The sequence below is a fragment of the Kitasatospora sp. NBC_01302 genome (assembly GCF_035976515.1).
In the GTDB taxonomy this organism is placed as follows: domain Bacteria; phylum Actinomycetota; class Actinomycetes; order Streptomycetales; family Streptomycetaceae; genus Kitasatospora.
In genome coordinates, this window is record NZ_CP108404.1 from 3,134,299 (window position 1) to 3,151,976 (window position 17,678).

The 17,678-nt window shown below is 75.5% G+C and carries 17 protein-coding genes; 5 read left to right on the forward strand and 12 right to left on the reverse strand.

What is annotated here, in order from left to right; genetic code table 11:
* Nucleotides 1-54 precede the first annotated feature (54 nt).
* The 9 genes from OG294_RS12880 to OG294_RS12920 all read right to left on the reverse strand — a co-directional run bounded on the left by OG294_RS12880 (nt 55) and on the right by OG294_RS12920 (nt 7,974).
* Complete coding sequence (locus tag OG294_RS12880) at nt 55-1,011, reverse strand: caspase, EACC1-associated type (protein WP_327066625.1); 957 nt, start codon at nt 1,009-1,011, stop codon at nt 55-57.
* An 8-nt stretch (nt 1,012-1,019) separates the two neighbouring features.
* Nucleotides 1,020-1,388 carry an effector-associated constant component EACC1 gene (locus OG294_RS12885; protein ID WP_327066626.1) on the reverse strand — a complete coding sequence of 123 codons (369 nt, stop codon included), beginning with the start codon at nt 1,386-1,388 and terminating at the stop codon, nt 1,020-1,022.
* Between the two features lie 53 nt (nt 1,389-1,441).
* Nucleotides 1,442-2,677: a hypothetical protein gene (locus OG294_RS12890; protein ID WP_327066627.1), complete on the reverse strand. Its 1,236-nt coding sequence runs from the start codon at nt 2,675-2,677 to the stop codon at nt 1,442-1,444.
* 20 nt (nt 2,678-2,697) lie between these two features.
* Nucleotides 2,698-3,738, reverse strand: a complete 1,041-nt coding sequence (locus OG294_RS12895) for a hypothetical protein (protein WP_327066628.1) — start codon at nt 3,736-3,738, stop codon at nt 2,698-2,700.
* A 214-nt stretch (nt 3,739-3,952) separates the two neighbouring features.
* Complete coding sequence (locus OG294_RS12900) at nt 3,953-4,657, reverse strand: phosphonatase-like hydrolase (protein WP_327066629.1); 705 nt, start codon at nt 4,655-4,657, stop codon at nt 3,953-3,955.
* A 12-nt stretch (nt 4,658-4,669) separates the two neighbouring features.
* Nucleotides 4,670-5,791 (reverse strand): TIGR03364 family FAD-dependent oxidoreductase, encoded by a 1,122-nt coding sequence (locus OG294_RS12905; protein ID WP_327066630.1) that lies wholly within the window; start codon nt 5,789-5,791, stop codon nt 4,670-4,672.
* Between the two features lie 143 nt (nt 5,792-5,934).
* A complete protein-coding gene (locus tag OG294_RS12910; protein WP_327066631.1) occupies nt 5,935-6,471 on the reverse strand; it encodes a pyridoxamine 5'-phosphate oxidase family protein in 537 nt (178 codons plus the stop codon).
* A gap of 193 nt (nt 6,472-6,664) precedes the next feature.
* Nucleotides 6,665-7,282 carry a phosphatase PAP2 family protein gene (locus tag OG294_RS12915; RefSeq protein WP_327066632.1) on the reverse strand — a complete coding sequence of 206 codons (618 nt, stop codon included), beginning with the start codon at nt 7,280-7,282 and terminating at the stop codon, nt 6,665-6,667.
* Complete coding sequence (locus OG294_RS12920) at nt 7,282-7,974, reverse strand: DedA family protein (RefSeq protein WP_327066633.1); 693 nt, start codon at nt 7,972-7,974, stop codon at nt 7,282-7,284. The genes OG294_RS12915 and OG294_RS12920 overlap by 1 nt, the downstream gene beginning before the upstream one ends.
* A gap of 95 nt (nt 7,975-8,069) precedes the next feature.
* Between OG294_RS12920 and OG294_RS12925 the strand changes: the two genes are divergently transcribed.
* The 3 genes from OG294_RS12925 (at nt 8,070) to OG294_RS12935 (ending at nt 11,393) form a co-directional block, all read left to right on the forward strand.
* On the forward strand, nt 8,070-8,492 hold the full coding sequence (locus tag OG294_RS12925; RefSeq protein ID WP_327066634.1) for a BlaI/MecI/CopY family transcriptional regulator: 423 nt from the start codon (nt 8,070-8,072) through the stop codon (nt 8,490-8,492).
* The gene (locus OG294_RS12930) at nt 8,489-9,601 is read left to right on the forward strand and encodes a M48 family metalloprotease (RefSeq protein ID WP_327066635.1); all 1,113 of its coding nucleotides are present in this window, start codon (nt 8,489-8,491) and stop codon (nt 9,599-9,601) included. Before OG294_RS12925 ends, OG294_RS12930 begins: the two co-directional genes overlap by 4 nt.
* 283 nt (nt 9,602-9,884) lie before the next feature.
* On the forward strand, nt 9,885-11,393 hold the full coding sequence (locus OG294_RS12935) for a helix-turn-helix domain-containing protein (RefSeq protein WP_327066636.1): 1,509 nt from the start codon (nt 9,885-9,887) through the stop codon (nt 11,391-11,393).
* 43 nt (nt 11,394-11,436) lie between these two features.
* Here the strand turns inward: OG294_RS12935 and OG294_RS12940 are convergent, their stop codons facing one another.
* Nucleotides 11,437-11,949 carry an SsgA family sporulation/cell division regulator gene (locus OG294_RS12940; RefSeq protein WP_327066637.1) on the reverse strand — a complete coding sequence of 171 codons (513 nt, stop codon included), beginning with the start codon at nt 11,947-11,949 and terminating at the stop codon, nt 11,437-11,439.
* Between the two features lie 479 nt (nt 11,950-12,428).
* On the opposite strand from OG294_RS12940, the gene OG294_RS12945 reads away from it, so the two are divergent.
* Both OG294_RS12945 and OG294_RS12950 read left to right on the forward strand, forming a co-directional pair.
* A complete protein-coding gene (locus tag OG294_RS12945; protein WP_327066638.1) occupies nt 12,429-13,964 on the forward strand; it encodes a hypothetical protein in 1,536 nt (511 codons plus the stop codon).
* Nucleotides 13,965-14,118: 154 nt separating this feature from the next.
* The gene (locus OG294_RS12950; protein ID WP_327071526.1) at nt 14,119-15,315 is read left to right on the forward strand and encodes a TerD family protein; all 1,197 of its coding nucleotides are present in this window, start codon (nt 14,119-14,121) and stop codon (nt 15,313-15,315) included.
* Nucleotides 15,316-15,349: 34 nt separating this feature from the next.
* Here OG294_RS12950 and OG294_RS12955 read toward each other — a convergent pair whose 3' ends face one another.
* Together OG294_RS12955 and OG294_RS12960 are read right to left on the reverse strand one after the other, a co-directional pair.
* The gene (locus OG294_RS12955) at nt 15,350-16,867 is read right to left on the reverse strand and encodes a glycosyltransferase family 39 protein (RefSeq protein ID WP_327066639.1); all 1,518 of its coding nucleotides are present in this window, start codon (nt 16,865-16,867) and stop codon (nt 15,350-15,352) included.
* The gene (locus OG294_RS12960) at nt 16,864-17,580 is read right to left on the reverse strand and encodes a TetR/AcrR family transcriptional regulator (RefSeq protein ID WP_327066640.1); all 717 of its coding nucleotides are present in this window, start codon (nt 17,578-17,580) and stop codon (nt 16,864-16,866) included. The genes OG294_RS12955 and OG294_RS12960 overlap by 4 nt, the downstream gene beginning before the upstream one ends.
* Nucleotides 17,581-17,678 lie beyond the last annotated feature (98 nt).

Here is a 17,678-nt window from a genome sequence, read left to right on the forward strand (position 1 = left end):
CCTGCCCGGCGTCCCGCGCCCGGCAGGACCCACCGGACAGGCCCGGACGCACCGTCAGCTCGCGGCCCGGTGCTGCGCCCAGCGCAGCGCCTCGCGCACCCGCTGGGTGTCCGGGTCCCGCGGCCCGAGCGCCTGCTCGGCGTCCTGCAGGATCGCCGTGAACAGCTGGACGGCCTGGGCCGCGCGGCCCGGCCGGTCGGCCTCGGCCACCTGGACCGCGAACCGGCTGCGCGCCAGCAGTCCTTCGCGGCTGCGCGCGGTGCCGTGGGCGGCGTTGCGGGTCAGCGCCAGGTCGGCGCTGGTGTGGGTGATCCGGTGGCACGGGTTGGGCGCCAGGATCCGGCGCCGGTTCGGCATGTCGTCCGGCACCCGGCCCAGCGCCACCTCGATCCGGCGGTGGATCAGCGGCAGGTCCAGGTGGGGCGGCCCGTCCGGCACGCCGTCCCGCAGCAGCTCGACCAGGTGGGCGGCGAAGCTGGTGGTGCGCGCGGCGGGCGGGGCCAGCGCCTTGCGCGTACGGTCGGCGGCGGTGAGCAGGTTGACGTCACCGGCGGCGGGCAGGTCCAGCGCCCGCCCGGCGAAGCAGCAGTCCAGCCAGGCCAGCCGGTGGCGCGCGCGGCTCTCCGGGCCCGCCAGCAGCTCCAGCACGGCCGCGGCGGGCAGCGCCGTGCTCGGCGCCCGCTGCTCCTCGGTGCCCGGCAGCGCGAAGTGCAGCCGCCCGCCCGCGTCCAGCACGCCGTGGCCCGCGTAGTAGAAGAGCAGCAGGTCCTCGCTGCCCGCGGCGACGGCCGCGAGCGGGCCGAGTACCTCGCCCGGGCTCTGCGGGTCGCTGATCCTGATCACCCGGTCCCAGTCGAGCGGCCCGTGGGCCCCGGCCAGCGCGTCCGCCAACTCGTCGACGGCGGCGTGGGCCTGGGGCAGCGGGTCCAGCCCCTCGGCGTGGAAAGTGCCGACCGAGACCAGCACCGCCGAGGAGCGCGTGGGATCGGGCAGCAGCGGCGGCCAGTCCACCGCCCCGCTCACTCGTCCTCGGGATCGAGGAATCCCTCGACCCGGTCGAGCACCGCCTGGACGTCCGCGAGGCCGTCCGCGCTGATCTTCAGCTCGGTGCCGTCGGGCCGGTGCAGGGTGATCTTCACCTGGCCCTTGCCGCGGCGCAGCCGGGAGGCGAGCCAGAGGGTGAACGGCTGCAGCACCAGCGGCCCGAGTTCGGTGGCGTACTGCACGGCGTCGGCCACCCCGCCCTGCTCCCCCGGCCCGGGCGGGACCAGCCGGTTGGTCACCCGGCCGCGCAACGCGCCGTCCTGGCTGAGGAATTCGCGCAGGTCGCGGGCGTCGGTGTCGACCTCGTCGGGGTCGCCGTCGAAGCTGATCAGAAACTCGGTCATCGGGAGGGCTCCTGGTGGTCGAAGAAGGCTCGGAACCGCGGCTCGGCTGCGGCTCAGAACTGCGGACGGGCGGGCGCGGGGCCCGGCGGCCGAGGCGGCGCGGCGGGCGCCGACCCGTTCGCCACCGGGCCGGCGCCGGCGGCGAGGAAGCGGTCGTCGAAGAGCGGGCGGTGGCTGAGCACCTGGTACGGCAGCCGCAGCGCCCCGGCCGCCTCGCCGAGGTCGCCGAACGCGCTCAGCGTCTGCTCCACCCAGCCGTAGTGGCCCGGGGGCAGCCCCTGCGCATAGGTGTGCGGCAGCGGTTCCAGGTTGACCGCGGCGAGGTTGGCCAGCGCCGCCGCCCGCTCCGCCCCGAGCACCGGCAGCACCGCGGCCGGAGCCGCCGGGCCGCCCAGCAGCCCGGCCAGCAGGTGCGCCAACTCGGCTGTCGAGCCCGCCCGTTGCTGCTCGGCGCCGACCAGGGTGAGCCGCATCCGGTAGCCCGGGTGCACCGCGCGCTGCACCGCCTGCGCCAGGCACCCGGCGGCCTCGTGCGCCGCCGGGTCGCCCGGCCGGCTCAGCTGCCAGGTCGAGGCCGTCCGCGCGGGCGCGGCCAGCCGCTGGTACTCCTGGGCGTAGCGGGCCAGTTCGTCGATCTCGGGCCGGGCCAGCTGCTGCGCCGCCAGCGCAACCGAGAGCACGGTGCGCTCCGGCCGGTCGGCCAGCGCCGCCCAGAACGGCTCCCAACCGACGCCCGCCCCGGCGAGGTTGTGGGCCACCACGGCATGACTGCGGTCGGTGTCGGTCCGGCTCAGCGGCCGGGCCGTCAACCGCTTGCGCAGCTCGACCACCACCGCCGCCCGCCGCTCGCCACCGGCGCTGTCACCGGCGCCGCTACCAGCACTGGCACCGGCGCCGGTGCTGCCACCGAACGGATCGAGTTCGGCCAGCAACTCGCCTTCCTCGGTGATCTCCTGGCCCACCACGTGCGGCGGCAGCTGCGCCAGCCGTCCCCGCAGCGCACCGGCGAGCGCCTGCGCCGCCTCGGGCGTGGCGCCCGCCGCCTGGCCGAGCAGCACGCAGCGCAGCAGGCCGCGCCCCGGCTCGCTGATGTGGCGCAGCTCGAAGCGGACCGCCTCGCCGGGGCGGCACAGCCCGGCCAGCCAGGCGAGTTCGGCCGCCGAGGCCTGTCGCCGGCGCTCCTCCTCGGGCACGTCGGCATAGCCGCGGTGCGCATGCAGCGAGCGGGCCGGCGCCAGGCGCAGCCCGACCCAGGCCCAGCTGCCGGCCTCCGTGGTGTGCGACAGCACGCCCGGGGTCACCGGCCGCGTCACGGCCGGGCCGGCTCGCCGGTGCTCCAGCCGTCCCCGATGGTCGGCGGCCCCTGCGGCTGCTCCGGTGCGGGCGCGGGCACGACCGGCCCCGGCACGACAGGACCAGGGACGACCGGGCCAGGAACGACCGGGCCGGGCACCGGTGCCGGTGCGGCGGCCGTCGCACGCTCCAGGTACGGCGCCGGCGCGGGCGCCGCGGCGGCGACCGGGCCGGACGTCCGCGGGTGCTCCACCTGCGGCGCGCGGCCACCGCCGAAGCCGAACTGCTCCGGCACCTCTTCGCGTTCGATCGCGGTCACCAGCCCCTCCCGGCAGACCGCGTGCACCGCCTCCCGCATCGCCCGCACGTTCTCGGTGCGCAGCATCGCCCAGGCCAGGTCGGCCTGCCCGAAGACGCTGCCGAGCGAGTCCCCGACGAAGCGCGCGATCAGCCGCCAGCCACGCCGGGTGCGCCACATCTGCCACCCCAGGTACAGGCTGTCGCCGTACCGGAAGACCGAGATGACCGCCTCGCAGTCGCCGTTGCTCAGCGCGAGCCGGCCGTTGGACTGCTGGGCACCGTAACCGGTCTTCAGGCGGCGGTAGTTGACGCCGAGCGGGAAGGACCGCCGGGCCACCACGCCGCAGATCTTGTGGTAGGTCGACTGCACGTCCTGCTCGCTGCGGTTCTCCAGCAGCACCCGCCACTCGCCGATCGGCTCGGTGAGCTTGCCGCAGAAGAGCACCAGCAGGAATATCACCGGCACGTCGAAGACCACGAACAGCGCGAAGCCCCCGATCGAGGAGCCGCTGCTCTCCCCGTACTGGCCCGAATCGGTGCTTCCGGCCAACGACATGATGAGGAAGGGAAGTTGGACGAGCAGCGCGATCCAGGAGATCAGCGCCGCGCGCAGCCAGAGCTGGAGCACCGTCCGCCCGGAGACCCGGTCGTCCAGCGCTGTCTCGACCTGCTCGTGCCTCAGTGTCTTGTCCAGATACGCGGCGTTGCCGTCACCCCCGACCCAGCCGGGTACCGGCAGCGCGTTTCCGAATGGCATGTGTGTCCCCCGATCCAACAGGCCGTCAACTGCGCTGTGCATCGTGGCACATGGCCGCCGATGCTGTCACCTGCGGTGACCGCCCCGACGGACAGGGTGACCAAGGTGTTGCAGAACCCTGGCCACCCCGTTGTCCGACGTTGTCCGACGGAGTTGTCCGACGGAGTTGTCAGGCGGAGTTGTCCGACGGACCGTCAACGCCCTTCGACGCCCGTCAGCGCCCGTCAGCGCCCGCCAGCAGCGCCGGCAGCTCGGCGATCGAGCCCAGCACGTGCGTCGCGCCGTCCGCCCGCAGCCGCTCGGCCTGGTGCGCGCCGGTCAGCACGCCCGCCACCACGCTCGCCCCCGCCCGGGTGCCGGTGAGCATGTCGTAGCCGGTGTCGCCGACCACCGCGACCTGGCGCACCGAGTCGGTCCCGGTGCGCAGCAGCGCGGTGAGCGCCAGGTCCGGGAACGGGCGGCCGCGGCCCGCGTCGGCCGGGCAGAGCGTCAGGTCGGCGATCTCCTGCCAGCCGAGCGCCGACAGGATCCGGTCCTGGGTGGCCCGGGAGAAGCCGGTGGTGAGCACCACCTTGCGGCCCTGGGCGCGCAGTTCGGCGATCGCCTCGGCCGCGCCCGGCAGTGCGGCGCAGTGCCCGGCGTCGACCAGGTCGTGGTAGGCCTGCTCGAAGGCGGCGTTGGCCCGCTGGGCCTTCTCCTCCTCGCCGAACAGGTGGCGGAAGACCGAGATCTTGGACTCGCCCATGGTGGTGCGGACGTACGCCAGCATCTCCTGGTGCTCGTCGCTGCCGGCCACCACGCCCAGCGCGCCGGCCGCGGCCTGGAAGGCCTGCTCGACCAGGCCGTCGTCGGCCACGGTGGTACCGGCCATGTCGAGCACGACCAGGCGGATGGACTCGGCGGTGTTGTCAGTCGTCATCAGTGCTGTTCCTCACAGGTTGATCTGGTCGGCGGTGGTCTCGGCGATCGCCGGGGAGCAGGTCATGCCGCGCCCGCCGGGCCCGGTGACCAGCCAGACGCCGTCGCGCACCTGCTGGCGGTGGACCACCCGGGTGGTGTCGGTGCACTGCGCGTACACCCCGGCCCAGCGGCGGCGGATCCGCGGCAGCGGGCGGCCCAGCAGCTCCTCGGCCACGGTGGTCAGGTGCTCGTACGGCTCCTCGACCACGTCGAAGTTGAACGGGTGCTCGTACTCGTGGGTGTCGCCGATGGTCAGGCCGCCGTCCTTGCGCTGCACCACCAGCAGCTGCATCTTGTGCTCGGCGGCCACCGGCGGCTGCGGCTGCGCCTGCTGCAGGCCACTGAGCGCGCTGCCCGTGTAGGCGGGGTAGTAGCGGAAGCTGTCCGCGTCGGCGACGGCCGTGGTCAGCTCCTCGCCCAGCGGGTCGGTCTGCATCATCTGCAGCCGGACCCGGCGCACCGGCAGGTCGGGGACCAGCTCGCGGACCAGGCCGCCGAGCCAGGCGCCGGTGCACAGCACCACGACGTCGCCGGTGTGCACCTGACCGTGGTCGTCGCGGACCGCGTTCTCGCCGATCACCTCGCGCACCTCGCGCCCGGGCAAGAAGGTGTAGCGGCCGCTGGCCAGCAGCGCCTCGCGCAGCGCGGGCTGCGCGGTGCGCGGCTCCACGGCGCCGTCGCGCTCGCAGTGCAGCGCGCCCAGCAGCTTGCCGCGCAGCGCGGGGTTGAGCGCCCGCGTCCGGGCCTCGTCGAGCAGCCGGTAGCCGCGCTGCTCGGCATCGGGCAGGGTCAGCGCCTGCTCGGCGACGGCCAGCTCGGCCTCGGTGCGGACCACGGTGAGCGAGCCGGCCGGACGGAAGCCGAGCGCCGGCACCCGCTCGCCGATCCGCTCCCACAGCTCGCGGGCGCGCAGCGCGGTCGCCAGCTCCTCGCCACCGGCGCGGCCACCGACCCACACCAGGCCGAAGTTGCGTACCGAGGCGCCACGGGCCTCGGCTTCACGCTCGATGTGGACCACCTCATGGCCGCGCTCGACGGCCTGCCAGGCGTGCATGGTGCCGAGTACGCCTGCTCCAACGACTATGACTCTCATGGCGTCCAGCCTGCGTGGCCCAGGTGGCCGCGAGGTGGCCGACTCGCCACGAGAGAGCGAATAGTTATCAAGTTGTACAGCCAACCCAGGCCCAAACCGGGAGAAGTTGTACAGCCAACTTCACATCGCCGGGCCGCACCCCCTCAGTCGGCGGTCACCCGGCCGCCCTCCCGCACCACTCTCGCCCGCAGGTAGTTGCGCCGCCCGAAGTGCGGCTCGTCCACCGCCGTCAGCTCCTCCACCTGGAACCGGTAGAGCGCCGCCGCCCCGCCCCCGGCCAGGAACTGCGCCCGCACCTGCGGATCCTGCGCGAAGCTCGGGTACCGCCCCTGGTACGCCGCCAGCGCCGCCTCGGCCTGGTGCCCCCAGGCCTCGCCCGCCCGCCCGGCCAGCTGCACCCCGCGCAGCTGCTCGCCGAAGACCGGCGGCGGCAGGAAGACCGTGGCCGCCGCCCGCGCCTGCTCCGACAGGTGCAGGCTGTGCCGAGTCGAGCGCTCGCTGACGAAGTAGAGCACCAGGTCGTCGTCGAACGCGTAGAAGGCGAGGTTGGCGTGCGGGCCGTGCTCGGGCCCCGCGGTGGCCAGGGTCAGCACCATGGATTCGGCCAGCAGGCCTTCCACGCCCTTGCGGAGTTCCTCGGCGGGCCAGTCGCCCTGGATGTTGTCGAGCCGGTACGGCATGCGCGTCCCCTTCGACCGACCAGTGGGGCCGGCACAGGGGGCGTCGGCCCGGGGTCTCATGCTGCTCCCGCGGCCCCGGCCGCACAAGGGTGCGGATCACCGCCGCGGGCCGGGCGGCACCGCACCCGTACGAAGGAGCCGGGCCCGGGCGCCCGTGCGCCCGAACCCGGCTCCTGTCATCAAGGGGAACGCCCTACGCGCCGGCCCCCAGCACCGGCCCCAGCGCCCCGCCCCGCAGCTTGTCCACCAGTGGCGCCGCCCGCCGGGCGACCGGTGCCAGCGCGAGCGCGGCCACCGTGCCGACCAGCGCGCCCACCACCACGTCGTGCGGGTAGTGCACGCCCACCCAGACCCGGGAGGCCGCCATCAGCGCGGCGAAGACCAGCGCGATCCAGCCCAGCCGGCGGAACGCGAACCAGAGCGCGACGGCCGCGGCGAACGCGATCACCGAGTGGTTGCTCGGGAACGACCAGTCGCCGGGCGCCGGGCAGGTCTCCAGCGTCACGGTGCTGGGCAGCTGCTGGCACGGCCGGACCTCGTCCACCATGCTCTTGAGCACCGAGTTGACCAGGTAGGCCACGATCACGATGAGCGGCGAGGCGAGCACCCGGGCCATCACCACCGAGTCCGCCCGCCGGGCCTGCCACCAGCCCCAGACCATGAAGACCGCGAAGAGGCCGAGCCCCAGCGCCGACCAGGTCTTGATCACCTGGTCGAGCCAGTGCGGCGCGTGCGCCGCCCAGCCGGTCACGGTGCTGTAGAAACCGCCGTCGATGGTGCTGCCGTCGTAGGCGAGCAGGGTCGCCGCCATCAGACGTCACCCCGCTCACGGGGGCTGGCGGCCCTGCGGGCCTCGCGGCGGGCACGGAGCAATTCGAGCGCAATCGGGATCACAGAGACAACTACTACCAGACCGATGATCGGCAGGAGGTACGTGTCGATACTGGGCACCGAGGACCCGAGACCGTAGCCGGCCAGCACCACGCCCACGCTCCACACCGTGCCGCCGACCACCTGCCACAGCGTGAAGGTCCGCACCGGCACCTCCAGCACGCCCGCCAGCGGGTTGAGCACGGTGCGCACCACGGGGATGAACCGGGCCAGCACGATCGCCTTGCCGTGGCCGTAGCTGTTCAGCAGCTCCTCGGCCCGCGCGACCCCCTTGTGCAGCGCCTTGGCCCGGGAGCGGGCGAGCAGCGTCCGGCCGCCGCGGCGGCCGATCAGGTAGCCCACCTGGGCGCCGGCCAGCGCGCCGACGAGTGCGGCCACCACCACCTGCCAGAGCACCAGGTGCGGCCCGCTGTGGCTGCCGGAGACGCAGAGCAGCCCGGCGGTGAAGAGCAGCGAGTCGCCGGGCAGGAAGAACCCGACCAGCAGGCCGGTCTCCGCGAAGAGCACCACGGCGATGCCGAGCGCACCGAAGGCGGCGAGCAGCGATGAGGCGTCGAGCACATTCACCGCTTGCAGGGTGGAGGCAGAAAGCACGTTCGGCGGACCTCTCATACTGGTCGAGGCGGTCCTGCGGAACGCGCCCCGACCGTCTACAGTGACGTAGACGGTCTACACGACTGTAGACGATGACTGGAGGTCACGTCGATATGCCCGAAGTGCCCGCCGCCCGCCGCTCCTCCGGGGAACTCGAAGCCCAGGTCCTCGCGGCCCTCTGGGCCGCCGACCGGCCCCTGACCCCGCACGACGTGCAGGCTGCCCTCGGCGGTGAGCTCGCCCGCACCACGATCGCCACGATCCTGGCCCGGCTGCACGAGAAGGGCACCGTCGGCCGCACCCGGGCCGGGCGCGCCTACGCCTACACGCCGACCGTCCAGGACCCGGCCGGCCTGGCCGCCCGCCGGATGCGCACCGAGCTCGACCGCGAGCAGGACCGCTCCACGGTGCTGGCCCGCTTCGTCTCCGACCTCTCCGCCGACGACGAGCGGCTGCTGCGCGAGCTCCTCGGCGACGGGCACGGCGACGCCGTGCCGGGCGACGGCGGCGGGCAGGCCCTGGGTGGTGTCCGGTGATCCTGGCGATCTGGCTCCCCTTCCTGCTCCCCTTCGTCGTCCCCTTCCTCGCTGCCCCGGCCGCCCGCCGCCTGGCCGACGCGCTGGCGCCGCGCGCCGCCTCCTGGGTGCTGAGCGCCACCGGGGCCGTGCTGGCCGTCGCCAGCGCCGCCTCGCTCGGCCTGCTCGCGCTCGCGGGGCTGCTGCGGCTGCCGCCGGTCGCGGCCCTCGGCCACCTCTCGCTGCCCTGGCTCGACCGGGCCTCGCCCGCCGCCCTCTTCCTGGCCGCACCGGCGGCCCTCGCGCTGCTGGTGGCCGGCGGACTGACCCTGCGCACCGCGCACCGCCAGTACACCGACCTGCACCGGGCCCGCACCGCCCTCGGCGAGCACCCCGACGCCGCGGCCTCCGCCGACCCGCACGCACCCGCCCCCTCGCACGCACCCGCCGGCCCGCTCTCCCTGGCCGCGCTGCGCGCGCTGCTCAGCCCCGCCGCGCACCACCCCCTCACCGTCCTCACCGACGACCGCGCCGACGCCTACGCGCTGCCCGGCCGGCTCGGCCGACCGGGCCGGATCGTGGTCACCACCGGCATGCTGCGCGCGCTGACCGGCCCCGAGCGGGCCGCGCTGCTCGCCCACGAGCGAGCGCACCTGCACGGCCGCCACCACCTGCTGCTGGCCGCCGCCGAGTACGCCGCCGTGCTCCACCCGGCGCTCGGCCAGCTGCGCGCGCCGCTCGGCTTCCACCTGGAGCGCTGGGCCGACGAGTCCGCCGCCGCGGCGGTCGGCGACCGCGCGGTGACCGCCCGGGCGGTGGGCCGCGCCGCCCTGGCCGCCGCCCGCAGCCCGCGCCCGGCACGCCCCCTGCTGGCCCCGGCCGCCGCCGCGGGGCCGGTCCCCCGCCGGGTCGCCGCCCTGCTCGCCCCGCCCGCACCCGCGCGCCCGCGCCGCCGCGCGCGCACCGGCACCCGCCGCCTGGCGACCGCCGGCCTGCTGCTCGGCTGCTGCCTCGCGGTCAGCACGGCCGCCACCATGACGGCCACCCACGACCTGCACCGCACCGTCGAGCGCGCCCAGCAGCAGGACGCCCAGACCCCGGACACCGAAGCCGGCAGCGGATCCCGCTAGCCCTCACCCGGACCTCACCCGGACCTCACCCGGCCCCCGCCCGGACCTCCCGCTGGTCCGGGCCGGGCGCGCCAGCGTCCTTCGCTCCCCCGCGCCACCCTGTCCGCTCCCCCGCGCCACCCCACCCCCACCCGGACCGCGCCCGAGGGGGCGTCAACCCGGCCTGCTCGTGCGAGGATCGCTCGACCGACCGGCTCCCGGCACCCGTACGCTGTGGGCGACAGGGCTTGCCCGGCCCTGCTCCGGCCGAGTTGGGACCGGACATGCGGCGAGGGGAGCCACCATGCGGGACACGGCACACCGGGACACGTCGCACGCCGACGCGGCCCACCTGGGCCGATCCGACGAGTTCGCCCTCCGCTCCCCGGCCGAGCAGGCCAGAACGCACGAGCAGGCCGTGCTGGGCGAGATCCCCCGCCAGGCCCCGCGCCCCGAGATCGGCGACTCCTGGGAGCGCCTGCGCCGCCTCGGCCTGGACCCCGATCGCGGCCGGGACCCGGAGCACCTGGGCACCGCCGAGATCGAGCACCGCCGCCGGGCCAGCGGCCTGGACGCCGTGATGCCCACGCTGCGCGGCACGCTCCTCGACCCGGTCACCGACCTGCCGCTGATCCTCGCCGTCGCCGACGCCCAGGGCACCCTGCTCTGGCACGAGGGACCACGTCAACTGCGCCGCAGCGGTGACCTGATCGGCTTCATGACCGGTGGCCGCTGGGACGAGGAGGCGGTCGGCACCAACGGGATCGGCACGGTGGCGCGCACCGGGCGCCCGCTGCGCGTGCACTCCACCGAGCACTACGTGCGCAACCAGCACGCCTGGACCTGCGTCGGCGCCCCCGTCCGCGACCCGCGCACCGGCCGGGTGGCCGGCGTGGTCGACCTCAGCGGACCGGCCCGCGGTGTCCACCCGCAGCTGCTCGCGCTCGCCGTGACCGCCGCCCGGCTGGCCGAGACCGAGCTGCGCGCCGCCCAGTTGGAGTCGCTGCACCGGCTGCGCACGGTGGCGGCACCGGTGCTGGCCCAGGCCGCCGGGCCGGCCCTGGTGGTCGACCGGGACGGCTGGACGGCCGCCGCCGCCGGCCTGCCGCCGGTCAACCGGCTGCGGCTGCCCGCCGAGGGCTGGGCCTCCGCGCCGATCCACTGGCTGCCCTCGCTCGGCGAGTGCGCGGTCGAACCGCTGGCCGACGGCTGGTTGGTCCGCCCGCTCACCAGCTCACCGCAGGCCGTCTCCGAACAGGCCGTGGGGGCCCGGCTGGTGCTCGACCTGAGCAACACCGCCCGCCCGGAGGTCTCGGTGCGCGGCGGCGTCGGCAGCTGGTCGCACGCGCTCAGCCCGCGGCACGCCGAGCTGCTCCTGCTGCTGGCCACCCACCAGAGCGGCCGCACGGCGGCCCAGTTGGCCGAAGGGCTGTTCGGCGACCCGTCCCGGGTGGTCACCGTCCGGGCCGAACTCTCCCGGCTGCGCCGCTACCTGGGCGGCCTGCTGGAGCACCGGCCGTACCGGTTCGCCGAGTCGGTGCAGGTGGAGGTGGTCCACCCGGCCGACTCCTACCAGCTGCTGCCCGCCTCCTCGGCGCCCGGCATCCGCCGCCTGCGCGCGGTGCTGGACAGCGGTTCGGCGCTACTGCCCGGCTGCCGGATCGCCAGCCAGGGCGGACCGGAGGGCGGCATGACGGGCAGTCAGGTGCCGAGCCCCAGACGGCCGGCCGGCGCCCTCGAACGCAGCGCACTCGAATCCGGCGCACTCGAAGAGGCCGGCGCCCTGAAACCCGGCACCCGACCGGGCCGATGAGGCCGACCGGGCAGCGGACCGGGCCGATCGGCGGCGCGAGCCGTCAGCAGTCCCCGAACAGGAACGCCGTCAACTGCTCGTCCGTCGGGGCGCAGTCCGGCTCGGCGCCCTCGGGCACCTCGGCGTACGTGCGCTCCAGCCAGTCCCGCACCCGGGGTGCGGAGGCCTCCAGCAGCGCGCTGCCGTAGGGGGATTCCAGCGCCAGGTGCAGGGTCGCGCCGTGGCAGGGGCAGTGCGCGGGCCACAGCCGCACGTCGCCCTGACCGGTCAGGCCGATCAGGCCGTCGCGCAGCAGCTCGCGGGAGAAGACCCAGTCGACCTCGTCGGGGCGGCCCAGATGGAAGGTGACCAGCACCTCGTAGGGCCGCGCGGGCTCGTAGCGGAACCGGGTGGGGACGGTGCCCACCTTGTCCCGGCCCAGCGCGATGCGCAGGGTGAGGATCTCCTCCACCGGCGAGGCCGGACGGAACGGCAGCTGCTGCCGGGCTGCTTGGGTGGCGGGGTAGGTGGCTTGGTACGGGGCTCCGCCGCTGGCGGACAGTGGATCGCGCGGCATGGCTGTTTCTCCGGGGCGAGGCGGGACCGGCCCAGCCTGCTCCGCCGCCGTCGCGCGCCGCAAAGGTTGCAGGGGGTTGCAACGCACCGCCGTTCGGGCCGGCTCCGGCGCCCCGCCCGCCGTGCGTCCACCGACCGTCCGACGGTACGTCAACTTCCTGTGCATCAGGTCCCACCACACGCCGTGAGCCCGTTAACGAGCAGCTGACACCGGGTACCCGAACTGGTGGGACCGGTCCCGTCACTCACCGCCGCCGCGCTGGTACTCTCGTCACTCCGCCGATCCGGGTGGCCTGCACGGGGGGTGGCGGCCACCGACGGCGGACGAGTGCCCTGACAGTCCCTACGGACGGCCGGGGCCGGTCGGTTCAGCACGGCGTACCGATGGCGGTTCGGCAGGGCCGTACCGACGGACAGCGAGACCTGGAGCGGGGCAGCGTCAGTCGGCCGGGGAGGCCGGCTGGGGAGGAGAGGAGTCCGGTGACGCACCGGGAAGGCACCCCCGCGGCGGCGCGGCACACCGACGAGCACCCGCCGCTGCCACACGGTCGGCACAGCCGGCCCAAGCCGCTGGGCGGGCAGTTGCGACTGCCCGCGATCAGGGTCTCCGGCGCCGCGATGGCGATGTCCACCGTGGTCGGCATCAGCATCGCGACCACCTGGCTGGTCAGCAGTCAGCAGCGGATCGGCTACGGCGTGCGGATGTCCACCGTCGGCGCCACCCCCACCGGTACCGGCACGCCCGAGCCGGCGGCCGTGCCGCTCGCGGGCGGCGGAGCCGCCCCGGCCACCACCGGCCCGACCGGTACCGGCCCGACCGGCGCCCGGCTGACCGGTACCGGCACCGTGGTCGGCGGACCGGGCAGCCGCCCCGTCGCCGGGCCCACGACCGGCGCCACCGGCCCGACGGCCGGCCCGACCACCGCGCTGCCGCTGAGCGGAGTCAACGCGGGAGCCACCACCGGGAGCAGCACCGGAAGTACCGGATCCACCACCGGAGCCGCTCCGGGCGCCGGGCCGACCGGCCCCGCGCCGGTCGCGGGCGCCCCGATCGCTCCGGCGTACTCGCCCTCGCCCACGCCCTCCGCGGCGAGCGCCAGCCCCTTGAACGCTCCCGTCAGCCCGGGCGCCACCCCCGCCGCCGGGGCACTCGGCCAGCAGACTCAGCAGCCCCAGCAGCCTCAGGCCCAGGCCCAGGCCCAGCAGGCCCAGGCCTCGCCCAGCCCGACGCCGTCCGCCGGCGCGCCGCACGCCACCCGCCCGAACGTCACCACCACCGGCGGCGACGCGGCCGACCAGCCCCTGCCCCCGGTCACCGTGCCGCCCGCGCGCACGCCTCCCGCGCCGCTGACGCCGACCTCCCCCGCGCGCCCGCTGATCCCGGCGCCGCGCCCCGCCCCGGACCCGACGGCCACCGACGGCGCGTCCGCTCCCGGCACGGACGCCCCCGACAGCAGCACCCCCGCCGAGGACGCCCCCGCCCTCACCGGCCAGGGCAGCACCACCACCCTCCCCGGCGGCGGCCGGGCCCGCACCGTGACCCTCACCGTCGCCGAGGAGCTCACCGCCACCGAGGTCGAACTGCGCCTGGACCGCGCCGACGCGGGCCCCGGCGCGCTGGCCTGGAGCACCCTCCCCGGCGCCCGGGTGACGCTGCTGACGCGCGGCTCCGCCGTGATCTACCGCTTCGCCCCGCCGCCCGGCGCGGACGTGGCCCCGGGCACCTACACCTTCACCGTCCAGGGCGCCCCCGCCACCGCTGCCACCACCGCCGCCGGCCGTCTGGTCGCCGGCGGCTGGACGGCCTCCGGTTTCGCCCTGGACGACCCCCGCGCGGTGGCCGCCCTCGGCGCCTTCGGCCCGAGCACCCCGAGCGCCCCGGCCACCCCGAGCGCCAAGCCCACCCCGAGCGCCAGGCCCACCCCGGCCACCGCCCCGGGCGCCCCGTCGGCCACCCTCGCCGGCACCCCAGCGCCCCTGCCCCGCACCCTCGTCGGCGCCTCTCCCGGCCGCTGACCCCACCCCGACCTCCCCTTGGCTAGGCTGGCCCTGCACCGGCGCACCGGGGCGCATCGAGCGCTCGCAGCACGCACCCCTCGCGCCGGGCAGCGGGACGTTCCGTCCGTCCCGTCGCGTTCGCCCAGTTGAGGAGGATCACGTGGCCACGGCCCTGTCCCAAGGCGCGAACGCGCCGCTGACCGCCGTCCGGGTACGCATCGAGGTGACCGCCCGTCAGCGCCTGGACGTGTCGGGCCTGCTGATCACCAAGACCGGCAAGGTCCGTTCGGACGCGGACCTGGTCTTCTACAACGCCCCGCGCGGTCCGGGCGTCACCCACAACCCGGCCGGCGGCTCGCAGGCCGACGCGATCACCGTGGACACCTGGGCGGTGCCCTCGGACGTCGCCACTGTCGTGATCACCGCCAGCCTGGACGGGCAGGGCGCCACCTTCGCGGGCATCGAGCCGACCGCCACCGTGCTGGACGCCGACACCGGCCGCGTCCTGGCCACCTTCACCCCGCCCCGCCTGGGCCGCGAGACCGCCCTGGTGCTGGTCGAGGTCTACCGGCGCGGCGCGGAGTGGAAGATCCGCGCGGTCGGCCAGGGCTACGCCAACGGACTGGCCGGGATCGCCTCCGACTTCGGCGTCTCGATCGACGAGGTGGCCGGCCCCGCGACGGCCGCCGCTCCCCCGGTGCCCGAGTACGCCCCGCCGACCCCGCCGCCGCCCTCCTCCCCCGCGCACGTCCCGCCGATGCCCGCCTACACGCCCGCCCCCGCCGCCGCCCCGCGCGTCACCCTGGACAAGGGCCGGGTCTCGCTGGTCAAGGGCGGCTCCGTCTCCCTGGTCAAGGGCGGCCACGCGCTGCTCAGTTCGGTCCGGATGGCGCTCGGCTGGCAGCCCGCCCGCCGCGGCCGCAACATCGACCTGGACGCCTCCTGCATCGCCTTCGACGCCCGGCGCGAGCGGCTGGAGACGGTCTGGTTCATGAAGCTCAACGTCTTCAACGGCGCGATCCAGCACACCGGCGACAACCTCACCGGCGGCGGCACCGGCGACGACGAGGCCATCGACGTCCACCTCGACGGCCTGCCGCCCGAGGTCGTCGGCCTGGCCTTCGTGGTCAACTCCTTCTCCGGCCAGCGCTTCACCGACGTCCGCGACGCCTACTGCCGCCTGCTCGACGCCACCACCGGCGAGGAGCTGGTCCGCTTCGACCTGACCAACGCCGAACCCCACACCGGCGTCGTCATGTGCAAACTGGTCCGCCAGCTCTCCGGCGAGTGGGTGATGACCGCCCTCGGCGAGTACGTGGACGCCAAGACCGCCCGCGGCATGGTCAAACCCGCCGCCGCCCTGCTCTGACGGCCCGCTCCGCCGCCCCGCTCCGGTCGCGCGCTCAGTCGAAGTGGACCAGGCCCGGCCAGAGTTGGGCCCAGCTGCCGTGCGGGTAACGGCAGACGTAGATCGCGGCGTGCTTTTCCGTCTCCTCGTCGTGCACCCCGTTCATCCGGATCGGGGCGACCTCGGTGACCTCGTCCCACGACCGGTGCAGCTGGGCGGGCCCGAACTCGCCCACGCACAGGGCGACATCCGGGCGCCCGGCCGGCGGGCCCCACAGGGCGTAGGTGTTCTGCGCGGTGACCACCGGCTGCCGCAGGCCCTGCGCCGGGCCGAGGATCGTCAGGGCGCCCGCCTCGCCGTAGTTGCTGGTGAAGATCGGGGTGCCGGGCGGCAGCGCGGCGGCGGCCTGCCGCACCTGCGCGACGAACCCCGGCCACCCGTACGTCTCGACCAGCGTCGGGTTCACCACCCGGATGGCATTGGCCGCGCTCACCGGCAGCACCGGCAGCCCGATCAGCAGCGCGACCAGGGCGCACGCCCCGATCGGCCACGCCCAGCCGCCTCTCCCCCAGGCCCGCGGCTGCAGCTGCCCCGCCGACTCCATCCGCACCGCCCCCGCCGCGAACAGCCCGGCCAGGACGGGGGCCGGGTAGTACGCCTTCCCGCCGCTCGCGGTGAACACCACCACGGCCACCGCCGCGACCACCAGCACCCACCGGTGCGCACGGCCGGCCGGCGAGGCCAGCCAGCGCACCCCGAACGCCCACAGCATGATCATCGGCGGACCGGCCAACAGCAGGGCGAGCACCGGAAGATGGGCCAGCGAGCCGAGCGGACCGCCCTGCCCGGCGGCGAGCGACCGGGCCATCCGCAGGTTCGGCCAGCCGTGCCCGGCGTCCCAGAGCACGTTCGGCGCAGCCAGCGCGAGCGTCACGACCCCGGCGAGCCACGGCCCTGCGGTGCACAGCGCCTGGCGCCGCAGCAGCGCCAGGCCGACCAGGACGCCGAGCAGCAGCACGGCCACGGTGTCCTTGTTCTCCAGCCCGATGCCCGCCACCGCACCGGCCGCCAGCCAGGCCCCGGCCGTCCGCAGCCGCAGGGCGCGCGCGACCAGCACCAGCACGGCCACCCACACCACCTGGTCCAGCACGGTCGTGCCGAACAGCAGCGAGGAGGCCACGTACGCCGGGCAGGCCGCGATCGCCGCCGCGGTGAGGGTCTGCGCACGCCGCCCGCCACCGAACTCGGCCGCCAGCACGGGCGCGAGCAGCACGCAGCCGACCTGCGCGGCGATCGCCAGCACCCGCAGTGGCAGCACGCCGCCGGGCAGGGCGGCGGCGCCTGCGGCGAGCAGCGGGGCCAGCGGCGGCTGGTCGGCGTAACCCCAGTCCGGGTGCCGGCCGCAGATCACGTAGGAGAACTCGTCGCGGTGCCAGCCGTAGCGGGCGGCGACCGCCAGGTGCACCAGCGCGACGGCCAGCGCGATCAGCCCCACAGGGCGCCACGCCAGCCGCTCGCGGCCGGGTATCGCAGGGTCGGTGGGGTCTAAAGCACGTTCAACGGTCTCGGTCATGACTCTCCCCCGGTGGTCGGAAACGCGGCGACAAGCAGGTGGCGCACGGTGCGGCGGCAGTCGTCGTCGGCCAGCATCCGCGAGTCCGGGTCGCCGTGGCGGTGCATGGCGAACCAGGCGACGGTCTCGACGATGAACCGGGCGGCGACCGGCACATCGGGCACCGGCCGCAGCAGACCGGCCTCGATCCGGGTGGCCAGGAACGCACCGATCAGCTCGATCGTCGAGCGCCGCCGCTGCACGAAGTACCACTGCGCCAGCTCGGGCAGCTCCTCGGCACAGCGCTCGACCAACTGCAGCGCCACCCGGTTCCGCTCGACGAACGTGTACAACTCGTCGACCAGTGCCTCGACTTCCGCCGCCGACGACCGCTGCCCGGACGACTCGGACGGTCCGGACGCGGCCTCGGTCAGCAGCGCCAGCCCGCTCTGGTCGCCCGCCCAGCTCTCGACCAGCGCGATGATCTCCCCGGCGCTCGGACTGGGCACCGGCACCGCCATCCCGCCCACCGCACCCGGCTGCAGCACCCGCGTCAGCGCCAGGTGGAACAGCGCCTGCTTGCTCTTCGCATACGTGTAGACGGCGCCATGGCTGAGCCCGAGCGCAGCAGCCACGTCCGAGATCCCCGCAGGCCGGAACCCCCGCTCCAGGAACACGGCGACCGCCGCATCGGCGATCTCCTCCAACGGCCGCATCGGCATCCGTCCACGCATGGGGACACCATAAGACTGACTCAGTCAGTCAATCAACGGGTCGGAGCCAGCTACGCAACGGCCCTGCCCTACCACTTCTGCCGCCAAGGGGTGGTCTC

What these genes read in the sequence shown, in the direction of transcription:
- OG294_RS12960 (WP_327066640.1), bottom strand. Translation starts at nt 17,580, where the DNA reads ATGCGTGGACGGATGCCGATGCGGCCGTTGGAGGAGATCGCCGATGCG.
- OG294_RS12940 (WP_327066637.1), bottom strand. Translation starts at nt 11,949, where the DNA reads ATGCCGCGCGATCCACTGTCCGCCAGCGGCGGAGCCCCGTACCAAGCC.
- OG294_RS12935 (WP_327066636.1), top strand. Translation starts at nt 9,885, where the DNA reads ATGCGGGACACGGCACACCGGGACACGTCGCACGCCGACGCGGCCCAC.
- OG294_RS12910 (WP_327066631.1), bottom strand. Translation starts at nt 6,471, where the DNA reads ATGCCGTACCGGCTCGACAACATCCAGGGCGACTGGCCCGCCGAGGAA.
- OG294_RS12885 (WP_327066626.1), bottom strand. Translation starts at nt 1,388, where the DNA reads ATGACCGAGTTTCTGATCAGCTTCGACGGCGACCCCGACGAGGTCGAC.
- OG294_RS12925 (WP_327066634.1), top strand. Translation starts at nt 8,070, where the DNA reads ATGCCCGAAGTGCCCGCCGCCCGCCGCTCCTCCGGGGAACTCGAAGCC.
- OG294_RS12920 (WP_327066633.1), bottom strand. Translation starts at nt 7,974, where the DNA reads ATGAGAGGTCCGCCGAACGTGCTTTCTGCCTCCACCCTGCAAGCGGTG.
- OG294_RS12915 (WP_327066632.1), bottom strand. Translation starts at nt 7,282, where the DNA reads ATGGCGGCGACCCTGCTCGCCTACGACGGCAGCACCATCGACGGCGGT.
- OG294_RS12900 (WP_327066629.1), bottom strand. Translation starts at nt 4,657, where the DNA reads ATGACGACTGACAACACCGCCGAGTCCATCCGCCTGGTCGTGCTCGAC.
- OG294_RS12905 (WP_327066630.1), bottom strand. Translation starts at nt 5,791, where the DNA reads ATGAGAGTCATAGTCGTTGGAGCAGGCGTACTCGGCACCATGCACGCC.
- OG294_RS12895 (WP_327066628.1), bottom strand. Translation starts at nt 3,738, where the DNA reads ATGCCATTCGGAAACGCGCTGCCGGTACCCGGCTGGGTCGGGGGTGAC.
- OG294_RS12955 (WP_327066639.1), bottom strand. Translation starts at nt 16,867, where the DNA reads ATGACCGAGACCGTTGAACGTGCTTTAGACCCCACCGACCCTGCGATA.